The organism is Rhodococcus erythropolis NBRC 15567 (assembly GCF_001552595.1).
GTDB classification, from domain to species: domain Bacteria; phylum Actinomycetota; class Actinomycetes; order Mycobacteriales; family Mycobacteriaceae; genus Rhodococcus_F; species Rhodococcus_F erythropolis.
This window is the reverse complement of sequence record NZ_BCRM01000025.1, coordinates 1-14309: the sequence shown is the minus strand read 5'-3', so window position 1 is coordinate 14309 and position 14309 is coordinate 1. Positions and strand designations below refer to the sequence as shown.

Below are 14309 nucleotides of genomic sequence, written 5' to 3'. Positions count from 1 at the left end.
CACTTTGTACAAACGTGACCGCAGGCACTACAAAGTGGCGAGTTCGAGGTGTCAGACTGGACCCATGCCCATCACGCTCCGCCAGCTTTGTGCGACCGAACAGTTCGGCCTTCGCGTCCTGGCTGGGCACGACCAGCTCGATCGCACCCTGACCTGGGCACATGTCTCCGAACTTCCCGACCCGACGCCCTTCCTCGACGGCGGCGAACTACTACTCATCACTGGAGTGTCGCTACCGACGACGGCCGCGGAAACGACCCGTTTCGTACGCACCCTGGTGGCGGCCGGAATTGCCGGAATCGGTTTCGGAACCGGCCTCGGATACGAGCAGGCGCCGCAGACTCTGGTGGATGCGGCCACCCGTTTCAGTGTGCCCCTACTCGACGTCCCATTGCGAACACCTTTCATCGCCCTGACCAAAGCGGTGTCGAAAGCGCAATCCGACGACGACATGAAAGCGCTGCGCAGCAACTACCAGAGCCTTCGGCGACTACTTCAAGCTGCAGTGACGGTCAACGGCACCCGGGCAGTCGTACGACGGGTGGCGGAATTGATCGGCGGATGGGCGGCCCTGCTGGACTCGGCCGGCCATACCGTCGAGATCTCACACACCGCCGCTGCCGCAGGAATCGAGCGAACGGCTCCCGAGCGCGACGCCCGCCCGATGGAAGTCAGTTTCCTCACGAGTGAGAACGAGGACGTCATCTCGCACCCTTTGATGACGTCGAGGGGAAAGCTGATGGGGTATCTCGTCGCCGGCTGCCCCGGCGCCGTCGGCTCTCTGAATCAGGGCATCGTCATCGCCGCCGCGTCTCTGCTCACGTTGATGACGGCTCGAACCCGAGATGCGCAGTTGACGATGAACCACTTGCGTACCGTGGCGATGCATCAGCTGTTCGAAGGACAGAATGCGCTCGCCCGCAACATCTCCGGTGAACTGTGGGGAGGATTTCCGGTCGAACCTTTCCAGGTCTTCCACGTAGCGGGCCCGAGTGGCCTGCTCGAGAGCGTGTCCGTCTCACTGCTCGACGGCCTCAGCCGCGATCTGGCGTTCGGCATCACCGACGGAGCGTTGATCGCCGTCGTCTCGGCTACCGACAGCGGGCGAATCCTCGCCCGTGTCAACGAAATCGACGTAACCGTCGGCGTGTCGGACATGCTGTGGTGGGACGATCTCTCGCGCGCCAGACGCCAAGCCGCGCAGGCAGCAGCCGAGGCCGGCGCCCGCAACCTGCCTTCGATGCGGTTCGCCGAACTCTCGGAGAGCGGATTGTCCGCGTTTCTCGATCAGGATCGCTCGACGGCATTCGCGGCGGCACACTTGCGCCCGCTCCTGGAAGCGAAGGGCGGTAGCGATCTCTACCGAACCTTGGCCATGTGGTTGGCACACAACGGTGTGGGCGACGCCGCAGCCACAGCGCTGAATATTCATCGGCATACGTTGCGCAGCAGACTCGCTCGGATCGAGAGCCTTCTCCAACTGGACCTCGGCTCCCCCACGGAACGTGCGGAGTTGTGGCTCGAGTACCGCTTGCTCGGCGACGCTCCGACCATCTGACCGACAACCAATGAGCCCTGAACGACCTGAAGGGCCTCCGCCGGGTTACGGCAGAGACCCTTCAGAGTCGATACGTGCGAGTCGCTACCGACCGACCTTCCCCTAGCTTCCGCCCGTCGGTATCCACTCGCGGAGCACGTTGGCATCAACTACCTGCGCACCCAAAACCTTTGTCCAGATGATGGTTCCGTTTTCGTAGACACGGAAAGTGCCTGCTTCGGAGGGCAACTGCATCTCCGGGCCGGCAGGAGCACCGAGAGAGCCGCTTTCACCGCCGAGCTCCCGATACTTCTTCTCGATCTGCGTCTCCGTAACCGTACCCGATGGATCGCCGGATGGCGAATTGGATTCCGGCACTGTCGATTCCGAATCCGGTGCCACTACCACACCAGTGCCGTCGCCGACGGTAAACCAGTCCGATTTCAGGCCGAGTTTCTGACGGAACTGCATTCCGGTGGCGCCAACAGTTGCATCTGTTCCGACCACCTCGACTGCCGTCACTCGCCCGCCGTCGGTACCGAATCCGTTGCGCGAGAGAATCTTGAGCGATTGCAGCTCGCCCACATCGAAGGCGTCCGCAATCTCACCCGCGGTCAGATTCACTGTCCAGTCGTGATTGGGCGAAAGGGCGTCACCGAGATCCTCGACGGCCGGGAATTCACCGCCGGAGCTGTAACCTCCTGTGGACGAAGAGAATTCGGTGGCAACGATCTTGCCGTCACGCGACAGAACGGCGCCGGCGGTGGACCGAACGGCTTCAGTGGTCCGGGGATCTTCCTTGCCAGCTCCGCCGTAGACCTGGCAGTCCTGAGTGTCGCACGTGTCGGCGTACGAGCTGCGATGCTCGGTAGCAGCGTACGAGCGCGCCGCCACGGCTTGCGCCCGTAGTGCTTCGGCCCCACCGGAATCGGCCCATTCGGCTTTCGCCTCGACCGGCACCACGCCGAGCAGGTAGTCCTCCATGTCGAGGAGATTGACCGTCCGAGCCGAGCCGTTGTCGAGCACTACGCCGAGGGCGCCGCGATAGGGCGCGTCGTTGTTGCACAGCTTCAGGAACTGGTCGGCGGGTCGATCGGGACTGAGATCCACAGGATCCACCCACGGATGCTCGGTGACCGCTTCCCAGACAACCCCGCCACCACACCCGCTGGTGACAACCACCTGCGCACCGCCACCGGGCAGTGCAGTGAGATGGGCAGCCTCGCCCGGCGCGGTGCGCTGACCGTTGACCACGAGGCCGGCGTCGGAGTAGACGTCGAGCGTCGAGTTGTCCTGGGCTGTGAGCCGCACACTCATCTGGGCGGGCGGCAAGGAGTCCAGGACGGTTCCGCCGTAGTAGTGACTGAGGATTCGCTCGCCGGACCAGCCGTCGTTCTTGGCGTAGCCGTAAGCGCCCCACTGCCCCATTCCGCGGCCGTGTCCGTTGCCATGACCGGAGAGCGTGAATTGTGTATCGGCGGCGACGGCGTGCAGGATCGACGGCTCGTCAGCGCGGATTTGCGTGAAACCTCCGATCGCGACGCCGAGCGCAAGAGCCGGAACGAGACCGAGTACCGAGACCCGCATCAGCGAGGTTCGCCTCCCGGGTCCGCCCACCAGAAAGCGACCTGCGCGACCGGACACAGGCTTCTTACCTGCAGTTCCGCTTCTTCCGCTTCTCGCCATCAATGCTCTCCTCATCGCTACCGGCCTCACGAGTCCGCGAAGTCGGTACTTCGCGCGCAGGCCAGTCCACAACGATTTAACTAAAGTCTCACCCTAAGGTTGAGCGTTATGGACTTTTGTGACTAGTGTGGCAAGAGTGTTTGGAGTTAGCAACACCAGTCACACGAGTCACATCAGCATCACGAGTTGCAGACGTACGCGTCCGAAAACTGGAGTTCAACCCCAGAACATGGCATCCGACCTGCTCGGATCCGGTTTTGAAGGATTCCGTTCACGGCCGTCATCGGCCCTGAAGTTCGCTCGCAAGTAACTACAACCGAGGAGTAATCCCTTGCCACACCGTCGACCGAAGCCCTCGCTCGTACTCGGGGCTGTAGCCGCAGTGGCTGTCGCAAGTCCTTTTGCGGTCTACGGCTTCACGAGCACTACGTCCGATGTACGTTCCGCGAACGAAACGACGTCAGTAGCAGTGCCGACCCAGATCGCAGAGGTGCTCCTCGCGTCGGTGCCCGACATCATCATTCCGGTCAAGGAGCTGACCGGTCTCGATCTCCCCGACATCAACCTGGGCGATCTCAGAAACCTCAAGCTCCCGACCGAAATCCCGCTACCTCCAGGGATCACGTTGCCGACCGAGCTCTTCCCGGCACCCGCTGCTCCCGGTGCCCCGACCGAAACCGCTCCGGTTCCTTCCGAGGAAGAGCCAGGTGCCGTGGTCAAGGAAGTCACCCGCGACACTCCGTTCAGCATGGTCGCGTTGACCTCGGACACGCTCGCCTCGGCGCAGTCCAAGGTCCGCGCCTTGGCCGAAGACGGCACCTGGGGTCCGTGGTTCACCCCTGACGCCATCGACTCCGCCAGTTCGGATCAGGCCACCAATGCCGGTACCGCCACCGAACCTGTCTTCGTCGGCGCCACCAAGTCCATCCAGATCCTCACCCCGCAGGGTGTCGCTGCCCCCGCGGCCGAAGCTGTGCCGGCTCCGGAAGCCGCACCCGCACCTGCTGAAGCGCCTGTGCCTGCCGAAGCACCTGTGCCTGCGGAAGCACCCGCAGCCACCGGTGAACTTGGTTACACCCCGGCTTCGGTGTCCAAGCCGCTACGCCAGGCGACGACGGCAGCAGATGCCGTTACCGCAGTGTTGATCGATCCGGGTACCAGCGACGCGGACAGCAATCTGCAGGCAGTCGCGGCACCGCTCGGCGGCAGTGGACCCTCCGTCATCACCCGCGCACAGTGGGGAGCCGACGAGTCACTTCGCTGCGACTCCCCCACGTACGACGACTTCACCGGTGGAGCAACCGTTCACCACACCGCGGGCAGCAACAACTACACCAAGGAAGAATCGGCCGGCATCGTCCGCTCGATCTACGCCTACCACGCACGGACTCTCGGCTGGTGCGACGTCGGATACAACGTCCTCGTCGACAAGTACGGTCAGACCTTCGAAGGCCGCGCAGGCGGACTCGACAAGGCAGTTCAGGGCGCGCACGCCGGCGGCTTCAACGAGAACACCACCGGTATCGCGATGATGGGTGACTACTCCACCGTCGAGCCTTCGCAGGCGACGCTCAACGCCGTCGGCAAGTTCCTCGGTTGGAAGCTCGGCCTGGCCGGCCTCGACCCGAAGGGCCGAACGACGATGTACTCCGAGGGCACGGAGTTCACGCCGTACCCGCAGGGCGCAGCAGTGGATCTGCCGATCATCTTCGCCCACCGCGACGTCGGAAACACGGCTTGCCCTGGTGATGCCGCATACGCACACATGAACGACATCCGGAACATCGCGGCCGCGAATATCGGCGGATCGTTGAACCCGTCGAACCCCTCCAATCCGTCGACGCCTGCGCCCAAGCCGACCACTCCGGTCGACACGGTCACCGGTGGCACCGGATCGTCGATCCCGGATCTGGTCACCCAGATTCTGAAGATCACCGACAATTCACCGCTCGCGCAGAAGTGGATCGCCGAAGGTGGTGACCTCGGACGCCTCGGCCAGGCGCTGTCCGGAATCCTGCAGGCGAAGCTCGGCAACCAGGGTGCGTTGTTCGAGAACGGCGCTGTCTACACCTCACCCAACGGCGGAGTGTTCACCGTGCTCGGCGAGATCTTCAAGTCGTGGCAGAGCTTCGGTTCCGACGCGGGTGAACTCGGATTGCCGATCTCGGACGAATACTCGATCCCGGACGGCCTGCGCAGCGACTTCGAGAACGGTTCGCTGATCTTCAACCAGATCACCGGCATGGTCACGAAGGTCCTCAAGACCTACAACGAGACCTTTGCCCAGGAAATGGCCAACAGCGCGCCTGTCGGCTGACACTCGAGCAGTACACGTCCTCGGGCGCTGGTGGGTTCTACGACCACCAGCGCTCGAGGACTTTTGCGACCCCGTGCGCCGAATTGGTGTCGGTGACCTCGTCGGCTGCGGCTTTGGCTTCGGGGTGAGCGTTGCCCATGGCAACGCCGAGGCGTGCCATCCCCAGCATCGGGATGTCGTTGGGCATGTCCCCGAAGGCAACCAGACCCGACAGGTCGAAGCCGAACCTTTCAGCGGCGGCAACCAGGCCGGACGCCTTCGTGATTCCCGGCGCCGAGAGTTCGATCAGTCCGTTCTCGGTGGAGTACGTCATGTCGGCGAGCGCACCGACGTGCGGGGCGAGCGTGTCGTACATCGCCGTGCTGGTCATGCCTGGACGGCGAATCAGGAGTTTGACGGCCGGCGCCGCAAGCACTTCGTCCTCGGACATCTCGGTGTTGTCCGGGTTGAGCCAGGCGTGTTCGTAATCTGGTGAGCTGACGAACTGTGGGGTGGCGGCGTCGTGTGCGCTCTCCCCCACCCGTTCCGCGGCCAATCCCGACCCGGGAAGTGCAACCAGAGCCAACTCGGAGAGTTCGGTGAGTGCGTCGACCGACAAGGTCGCGGCGCTGAGGACGCGGTCGGCGTAACTGTCGTAGACAACAGCACCGTTTGCGCAGACCGCGAGTGGCGCGTATCCCAAACCTTCGACGACGGGCGAAATCCAACGCGGAGGACGCCCGGTTGCCAGCAGGAACGGCGTGCCGGATTCGACGACGGCATGCACGGCGGCGCGGGTGCGGGCACTGACCAACTCGTCGTGATCGATGAGGGTGCCGTCGACATCGGTCGCAACCAAGGTTGGGCGGTCAGGGCTGATACGACGGTCTGGGCTCACACCGCCATTGTGCCTGCCCAGTACGACGGTCTCGCTCAGCGCGCCCGCTTCGCGCGTCCTCACCGGAGATCGCGAACCCCGAGAGATACCCGCAAATCACATTTCAGTCCGACCGGTCTGGTATCTATTGCGGGAGAACCAGACATTCGGCCTTACCTGGGACCGCTGCCCTGCTCCTTCGGCGCACCTGACTCAGGGTCCTTTCGTCCTCGAACCCGAGACGATCAACCTTCTCAAGGAGAACACCCCATGTCCGTGCCACCCGATCTGCCGCAACCTTACGGGGGCCCACAGCCTCCATTCCAGATTCCGCCACAACCGCAACCTGAGACCAAGAAGTCGAAGAAGTGGCCGTGGATTGCCGGTGCAGTCGTCGCGTTGCTCGTCGTCGCAGGCATTCTCGGCGGACGAGACAAGGACGACGCAAAAACCACCAGCGCTGCACCGAGCTCGAGCGCCTTACAGGCCACTACCAGTGCCGTTACGTCGCGCGCCTCTGTCGCACCGATCGTCAGTTCGCCGACCGCTGCTCCTGGCCCGCCATCCAGCAAGGTGGCGGAGCCCACGACGACCACGTACCAGGCGCCCGCACCTGTGGTCACTCCGACAGTTGCGCCTGCCCCGGCCAGGCCGCAGGTCAGCTCCGGTCAGCGCAACGCCGTCCGATCCGCCCAGCAGTACATCGACATGACTGCCTTCTCCCGCAGCGGACTGATCGAACAGCTCGAGTACGAAGGTTTCTCCACGGAGGATGCGACGTACGCGGTAGACAATTTGAACGCCGATTGGAACAAGCAGGCTGCGCTGAGTGCCGAGCAGTACCTCGAGATGACGTCGTTCTCCAGGTCAGGACTGATCGAACAGCTCGAGTACGAGGGCTTCACGAGTGCGCAGGCCGAGTACGGAGCCAACGCTGTGTACTGACCGCATCAGCGCAAGCGCCGTCTATTCAGCGCGCCCGCTTCGCGCGTTCCTGTGCGTCCATGGCCGCGGCTTCCGCCGGCGTCGGCGCGCCACCGCCGAGTCGGCGAGGCACCCAGTACGCCCCGGGCTCGTGCACGAACCCGTCCTGAACGTGGCGCAGGATCGCATCCATCTCGATGCGCAGGATCTCGCTCAGCGCTTCGGCGGGCTCGACCGGATCGATCGGTGCACCCACCTCCACCGAGATCGGGAAATGATTGCGGCCCAGATTCTTCGGTCCGCCCTTGGTGACGATCCGCTGGGCGCCCCAGACGATCAGCGGAATTATCGGCACGCCGGCGTCGATGGCCATCCGAGATGCTCCGGATTTCATTTCCTTGATCTCGAAGCTCCGGCTGATCGTCGCTTCCGGGTAGACGCCCACCAATTCGCCACGCTCGAGGGCGTCGACTCCGGCTCGATACGCCTGCGCTCCGGCGGAGCGGTCCACTTCGATGACGCCGCATCCACGCATGAGGAAGCCGAGGACCTTGTTGTCCGCCAGCTCAGCCTTGGCCATCACTCTGAGCTTGCGTTTCGCGGTGCCGACCGCCAGGGCCGCCGGTATGAAATCGAGGTAACTCGTGTGGTTGATCGCGATGACGGCACCGCCGGACACCGGGACGTGTTCCGTCCCGGTGCGGGTGACTTTCACGCCCTGAAAACCGCTCAGACCACGCGCGACTACCTCGACGGCGGTGTAAACGGGTTCGAAGGACATGGGTCAGCCTTCGGACTTCCGCGCCTCACGTGCTTTGGCTTTCGCCTCGGCCTCGTCGGCATCCATCTTGTCGGCCTGCTCGAGCGTCGGCGCGCTGCCACCGAGGCGGGCCGGTACCCAGTACTCGCCGGCGGGATGGTCGTAGTCCTTCTGCAGATCGAGCAGCAACTCCTGCATCGTCGACCGTAGCTTCGCCGTCAGCTCACTCGCCGGTTCGAAAGGTGCAATCGGCTCGCCGACGGCGATGGAGATGGGAGTGTTGGTGCGGCCCAACCGCTTCGGATAACCCTTCGTCCACACGCGCTGAGCGCCCCAGATGACGACGGGAACGATCGGGACGCCCGCCTCGATCGCCATCCGGGCGGCGCCGGACTTGAATTCCTTGATCTCGAAGCTCCGACTGATCGTCGCTTCGGGGTACACGCCCACCAATTCGCCGCGCTTCAGGAAATCTACGGCCGCCTTGTAGGAGTCGGCGCCCGCGCCGCGGTCGACCGGGATGTGCTTGAGGGCCCGCATGATCGGTCCGGAGATCTTGTTGTCGAAGACCTCCTTCTTCGCCATGAACCGGATGTAGCGCTTGGGGGTCCGCGCCGGCAGTCCCGCATACGTGAAGTCCATGTATCCGGTGTGGTTGATCGCGATCACGGCGCCACCGGACGCCGGGATGTTCTGCTCTCCCTTGACGGAGAACTTCAGGCCCTCGAAAGCGAAGACGGTACGGGCGATGCCGATGACTGTTCTGTAAACGGGATCCACAGTTCGCTAGCGTAGACGGGAATCCGTGATCTGACCCGCAGCAGTTATGGGGTGGATGTTGGTCAGAATGTCGCAAAAGGGGCGTAAGAACGAATGAAGTCGGCAGGACGAGCGGCAGTGGGGGCAGTCGCACTCGCCATGACGTTGGCGATAACCGCATGTGAGGACGACGGACGGACAGGAATCCTGACGGACGAACCGTCTCCGCCTACGACGGAAACCACGACGACAACCACTCTCGCGCCCACGACCACCACTGCGCCCGCCACGCCGGTCGCGCCACCTCCGGTTGGTGACGTGCCCGGTAATCCGGCTGCTGCGCCGGCCTTGGCGGCCTGGGCAACGGACCTGGTGTCTTTGGACGTCGACGCGCTCACGAACGCATGCTGGACGATGCCGCCCACAACAATTGCCGACCGATACTCGGATGTGCCCGCCATCTTGACGGCCATCGCCGCACCAGGCGTCGACGGCCAGTACGCGGTCACCTGGAGTGGAGGCGGACTCTCCGTCGCCGCCAAGCGCTCGGAGATCGCTTCCGGCTATGCGTGCCCGTTCGTCTTCCCTGCGGGGCAATCAAACTTCTACACCGCGGCCGACGCTTCCCACGCCGTCGTCCGGTTTCTCTCACGCGCCACGGGACGGCCGGTCAATACCCGCGACGTCGAGACGTTCTATCCACTGATCTGCCCCGGCAACAGCCCGTGGGATCCCGACGGCACCGGCGCCACCGGCCAGCCGCCACTCAAGCTCGATCCGAATCAGCTGGCCGGTATCAAGTCTTTCGACGCCGACGCTGCAACAGTCACTCCGGTTCGCGGCGACTACGTCCGTGTCACCCTGCCCGTCAGCGACGGAACCGGTAACTCACGGTCGATGCAGTTCACCCTGTCGATCGGCCCCGAGGGATACTGCCTCGGGGCCGCGACCTGAACCGCTTCGGTCAGGAACCGAAGGGAAGGAAATCGCTCGAGCCAGCGCTGCCTGAACCGAGGCTGCCCGTGCCACCACCGGTTGCAGCCTTGATCTGAATTGCGTGGGCCGCCGAGGTGGAGCCTGTGAATCCGGCTGCGCCGCTGTAGATTGCCGAAATCGAATGCGCACCGGTTGCGGTGAAGGTGTGGTTCAGCGCCGCGATCCCGTTGACCACTGGCACAGCGTCACCGATCGGGGTGTCCCCATCCATGAACTGCACCGTTCCACCGTTCTGCACCGAACTGACAGTCGCCGACAGGGTCACCGACTTGTTCACCACACCATCGGCAGGCACCGTCACCACAGTCTCCGTGGTGACATCCGAAGGCGCAGGGTCCGTCACATTCACCGTCCGCGCCTGGGCCGAGGACCCGACTACACCGGCTCCTCCCGAGTAAACCGCCGTGATGCTGTGCGCACCCGCAGAGGTAAACGTATGCGACAGACCAGCAGCGCCGGCCGTAACCGGTTCAGGACCGCCGATCGCGACGCCACCGTCGTAGAACTGCACGGTTCCGACGCCGACAGCGTCATCCGACGACGTTCGGACTGTTGCCCACAAGTCGGTCGCCACACCAGTTTTGGCATCGGTGGGGATATTCAGTTCGACGACGGATTCCTGGTCGGCAACACTCACCTGAACTGACTTCGCACTCGCAACCGAGTTCTTGAATCCGGAACCAGCGGTGAAGTCCGCGGTAATGCTCTGAGCACCAGCAGCATCGAAGATGTGCGAGAGCGTCGCGGTTCCACCGGAAACTGTCACCGGTGAACCAATGGCCGTGCCGTTCGACTTGAACTGCACCGTACCGACAGCATTGTTCGGAGCAACATTGGCCGTCAGATCAACAGCCGCACCCGTGATTGCCGTAGCGGGAACCGAGAGCGACGTCGTGGTCTCGACATCCACCGGAGCCGGATCCGAAACGGTCACCGTCTGAGCCGACGCCGACGAGCTGACAAACCCTGCACCGGCAGTGAAGTCCGCCGTAACGCTCTGCGCGCCAGCAGCATCGAACGAATGCGACAGCGTCGCAACACCCGCGGAGACTGCCACCGGTGAACCAATGGCCGTGCCGTTCGACTTGAACTGCACCGTACCCGACAGCATTGTTCGGAGCCACCGGTTGCCGTCAGATCAACCGCCGTACCCGTGATTCGCCGTCGCCGGAACCGAGAGCGACGTCGTCGTCTCCACATCCACCGGAGCCGGATCGGACACCGTCACCGTCTGAGCAGATGCCGACGAACTCACAAACCCTGCACCAGCGGTGAAGTCAGCGGTAATGCTCTGAGCACCAGCAGCATCGAACGAATGCGAGAGCGTCGCAGTCCCACCGGACACCGTGACCGGGGAGCCGATCGCCGTGCCGTTCGACTTGAACTGCACCGTACCCACAGCATTGTTCGGAGCAACCGTCGCCGTCAGATCAACAGCCGCACCCGTGATCGCCGTCGCCGGAACCGAGAGCGACGTCGTCGTCTCCACATCGATGGGAGCCGGATCGGACACCGTCACCGTCTGGGCCGATGCCGAGGAGCTGACGAAGCCTGCACCGGCGGTGAAGTCAGCCGTAATGCTCTGAGCGCCAGCGGCATCGAAGGAATGCGAGAGCGTCGCGGTTCCACCGGAAACTGTCACCGGTGAACCAATGGCCGTGCCGTTCGACTTGAACTGCACAGTGCCCACCGCATTGTTCGGAGCGACCGTCGCAGTCAGATCAACCGCGCTGCCCGTGATCGCAGCAGCCGGAACTTGAAGCGTTGTAGTCGTACTCAGCGCTGAGCTCGAGATCTCGATGGTCTGAGCTTGCGCGGTCGAACCACCAAAACCTGCAGTGCCTGAGTAGACCGCAGTGATCGAGTGCGATCCGGTCGTAGTGAACGTGTGATCCAGGGTCGCCGCTCCGGCAGTCACCGCGATCGGTCCGCCGATGTCTGTGCCACCGTCCTTGAACTGGACCGTTCCGCCGTCAGTTGCCGGAGAGATGTTTGCGGTCAGCGCGACCGAGGTCTGCTCGACGGCGCTGCTCGGAACTGTCAGCGCCGTGGTCGTCTGTACATCGGCAGCAGCCACGCTCACTGTGCGCGCAGGTGACGTTGAGGTCAAGAACTCGAGAACTCCGTCGTACACAGCGGTGATGGAGTGATCTCCCGCCGCGGTGAATGTATGTGGCAGTGTGGCAACGCCATTGACGACGGCCACCGGGGCGCCGATGTCAGTCCCGCCATCCTTGAACTGAACGGTGCCGCCTGTCGGCACCGGGGAGACCTGCGCAATCAAATCCGTCGATTGACCGATCGTTGCCGACGCGCCGGACGTCACTGCGGTCGTGGTCGCCACCTGCGAGACGACGTTGACGGTGGCCAATGCCTGACCACCCGCATTCAATCCCGCGCTGCGTGAGTCATGCGGAGAGCAGTTGTACCTCTCCCAGTATGCGACGGTGAAGACGTCCTTCTCGCGCTGCAAGAAGGTGAAGGCATTTTTCGGAGAATCAAAGGATCCCGAATTGCCATCCGTCACCCTTAACTTCGGCTGCACAGTGCTACCCGCACCACCCGCAATCACCGTCACATCGATCGCCGGCAACCGGAAAGTCTTTCCAGCCTCCGCGCCGATTCCGCCATCATCGTTCTTACTTGTACTCGGACCGTTTCCACCACCGCCATTGGAGTCAGCAGTCTGATTGTTCCCCGAAATACGCAAGTGAGTGCCCGCAGCATCCGGCGAACCACCGTCGTTGATTCGAATTACCGAGGGCGCCGCACCCGACAAATTCGACGACGTACCCGCCACTACCTGAGCATCGACCAACGACACCCCCGCAGGAATGTCGAAGTCGTACTTCATCCGTGTCCACCTGATCGCCGAACGCCCCGCATGACCACTCGTGGGAACAGTCATCGCACCTGGCTGGACTCGGTAGGTGAACGTCGACCCCGCCGCGACCTTCTCCGGAGCCGAGATGGTCACGCCCGTGGAGTGGAATTCGTCGGAGATGCTGCCCAAGCCAGGGTGCTCGTAACCATCGCAACCCAGTTTGAACCCGATCGTGTTCTCCACCGCGGGAGATGACGTCGGAGCAGCCGAAGCAACACCACCTGCCACCAGCACGCCACCGACCAACGCTGCCACCACAACCGCGGAACTTCTTCTCACCAACACGAACTCTCCTCAGCTAGCAACAGACGTGGATCGGGAACCGCACGGAAGGAGGTCACTCGAACAGAGCGGAAATCAGAATGGAGCTGGACGCTCGTACAGTACCCGTCGAAAGTAGTACTTGTATCAGTTATTTCAGACAAATATTCACGAATTGCCGATAGTTCTGCTAACGACCAATCATCGATTCGCGAAGAGCGATGCCCCTCGCACCCGTCGGGCGCAAGGGGCATCACATCATCGGAGAATCAGGACCCGAACGGCAGCGACAACGATCCGAGCGAACCGAAGTCACCGCCCCCGTTGCCGACGTTCACAACCGATGCAGTCGACGTGGAACCCGTGACGCCCTGGGCTCCGCTGTAGACCGCGGTGATCGAATGGTTGCCGGTCGTGGTGAAGGTGTGGCTCAACACAGCCTGCCCACCGACAACATCGACGGCCGTTCCGATCGGAGTCGTTCCATCGAAGAACTGGACGGTTCCCGACGTCGCGCCGGAAGAACTGACCACAGCCTTCAGCTGCACCGACGTGCCGACCTTTGCCGAAGACGGAGCCGTCAACGACGTAGAGCTTTCGACATCCGACGGGGTCGGAACCGTGACATTGACGTCGACGGATTCCGCGGTGGACGACGTGAACACGCCGGAGCCACTGAATACAGCCGAGACTACAAAGGTGCCTTCTGCTCCGAACACGTGCGGCAGCTTGGCAACTCCGTCAACAACCGCGACCGGGGCACCCTGATCGACTCCACCGATCTTGAACTGAACCGTTCCGCCGGACGGCACCAGGGCGTCCGAGGGATCTTCGGACACTGTCGCGAAGAGATCAACAGGCAGTCCGACCTTGGCTTCACCCTGAACGCTCAGAACCGTCTTCGTCGCCTTGTCGACCGGAGCCGGATCGGACACCGTCACCGTCTGAGCGGACGCCGAGGAACTGACAAACCCTGCACCAGCGGTGAAGTCCGCCGTAACACTCTGAGCGCCAGCAGCATCGAACGAATGGCTCAATGTCGCAACACCCGCGGAGACTGCCACCGGTGAACCAATGGCCGTGCCGTTCGACTTGAACTGCACCGTACCGACAGCGTTGTTCGGAGCAACGGTTGCAGTCAGATCAACAGCCGTACCCGTGATCGCCGTCGCGGGAACCGAGAGCGACGTCGTGGTCTCGACATCGATCGGAGCCGGATCCGAAACGGTCACCGTCTGAGCCGACGCCGACGAGCTGACAAAGCCAGCACCGGCGGTGAAGTCAGCGGTAACACTCTGTGCGCCAGCAGCATCGAAGGAATGCGACAGA

At 63.1% G+C, this 14309-nt stretch carries 11 protein-coding genes; 4 read left to right on the top strand and 7 right to left on the bottom strand.

Features of this window, described 5'->3' with window-relative positions; all coding sequences use genetic code 11:
- Positions 1-64: 64 nt before the first annotated feature.
- Positions 65-1558: a PucR family transcriptional regulator gene (locus tag RE4_RS24740; protein WP_019746400.1), complete on the top strand. Its 1494-nt coding sequence runs from the start codon at positions 65-67 to the stop codon at positions 1556-1558.
- A 102-nt stretch (positions 1559-1660) separates the two neighbouring features.
- Here the strand turns inward: RE4_RS24740 and RE4_RS24735 are convergent, their stop codons facing one another.
- A complete protein-coding gene (locus tag RE4_RS24735; RefSeq protein WP_060939540.1) occupies positions 1661-3223 on the bottom strand; it encodes a SpoIID/LytB domain-containing protein in 1563 nt (520 codons plus the stop codon).
- Between the two features lie 331 nt (positions 3224-3554).
- On the opposite strand from RE4_RS24735, the gene RE4_RS24730 reads away from it, so the two are divergent.
- Entirely contained in the window at positions 3555-5540 is a 1986-nt protein-coding gene (locus RE4_RS24730; protein WP_060939539.1) for an N-acetylmuramoyl-L-alanine amidase, read from the top strand.
- A 37-nt stretch (positions 5541-5577) separates the two neighbouring features.
- Here RE4_RS24730 and RE4_RS24725 read toward each other — a convergent pair whose 3' ends face one another.
- Positions 5578-6399 carry a Cof-type HAD-IIB family hydrolase gene (locus tag RE4_RS24725; protein ID WP_024488043.1) on the bottom strand — a complete coding sequence of 274 codons (822 nt, stop codon included), beginning with the start codon at positions 6397-6399 and terminating at the stop codon, positions 5578-5580.
- A 267-nt stretch (positions 6400-6666) separates the two neighbouring features.
- Here RE4_RS24725 and RE4_RS24720 point away from each other — a divergent pair, with 267 nt between their 5' ends.
- On the top strand, positions 6667-7341 hold the full coding sequence (locus RE4_RS24720; RefSeq protein ID WP_081098427.1) for an Ltp family lipoprotein: 675 nt from the start codon (positions 6667-6669) through the stop codon (positions 7339-7341).
- Between the two features lie 25 nt (positions 7342-7366).
- On the opposite strand, the gene RE4_RS24715 is transcribed toward RE4_RS24720, so the two are convergent.
- Both RE4_RS24715 and RE4_RS24710 read right to left on the bottom strand, forming a co-directional pair.
- Positions 7367-8101, bottom strand: a complete 735-nt coding sequence (locus RE4_RS24715; protein WP_019746396.1) for a lysophospholipid acyltransferase family protein — start codon at positions 8099-8101, stop codon at positions 7367-7369.
- A gap of 3 nt (positions 8102-8104) precedes the next feature.
- A complete protein-coding gene (locus RE4_RS24710) occupies positions 8105-8860 on the bottom strand; it encodes a lysophospholipid acyltransferase family protein (protein ID WP_020905757.1) in 756 nt (251 codons plus the stop codon).
- Between the two features lie 93 nt (positions 8861-8953).
- On the opposite strand from RE4_RS24710, the gene RE4_RS24705 reads away from it, so the two are divergent.
- A complete protein-coding gene (locus tag RE4_RS24705; RefSeq protein ID WP_060939538.1) occupies positions 8954-9793 on the top strand; it encodes a hypothetical protein in 840 nt (279 codons plus the stop codon).
- 10 nt (positions 9794-9803) lie between these two features.
- Here the strand turns inward: RE4_RS24705 and RE4_RS24700 are convergent, their stop codons facing one another.
- The 3 genes from RE4_RS24700 to RE4_RS24690 all read right to left on the bottom strand — a co-directional run.
- A complete protein-coding gene (locus RE4_RS24700) occupies positions 9804-10946 on the bottom strand; it encodes an Ig-like domain-containing protein (protein ID WP_060939537.1) in 1143 nt (380 codons plus the stop codon).
- A gap of 27 nt (positions 10947-10973) precedes the next feature.
- Positions 10974-12998, bottom strand: a complete 2025-nt coding sequence (locus RE4_RS24695) for an Ig-like domain-containing protein (protein ID WP_155716990.1) — start codon at positions 12996-12998, stop codon at positions 10974-10976.
- A gap of 251 nt (positions 12999-13249) precedes the next feature.
- Positions 13250-14309 (bottom strand): Ig-like domain-containing protein (locus tag RE4_RS24690; RefSeq protein ID WP_162267914.1); only part of this gene is annotated, 1060 nt, incomplete at its 5' end.

Coding starts and splice junctions, on each gene's coding strand:
- RE4_RS24740 (WP_019746400.1), top strand. CDS start 65: ATGCCCATCACGCTCCGCCAGCTTTGTGCGACCGAACAGTTCGGCCTT.
- RE4_RS24735 (WP_060939540.1), bottom strand. CDS start 3,223: ATGGCGAGAAGCGGAAGAAGCGGAACTGCAGGTAAGAAGCCTGTGTCC.
- RE4_RS24720 (WP_081098427.1), top strand. CDS start 6,667: ATGTCCGTGCCACCCGATCTGCCGCAACCTTACGGGGGCCCACAGCCT.
- RE4_RS24715 (WP_019746396.1), bottom strand. CDS start 8,101: ATGTCCTTCGAACCCGTTTACACCGCCGTCGAGGTAGTCGCGCGTGGT.
- RE4_RS24705 (WP_060939538.1), top strand. CDS start 8,954: ATGAAGTCGGCAGGACGAGCGGCAGTGGGGGCAGTCGCACTCGCCATG.
- RE4_RS24700 (WP_060939537.1), bottom strand. CDS start 10,946: ATGCTGTCGGGTACGGTGCAGTTCAAGTCGAACGGCACGGCCATTGGT.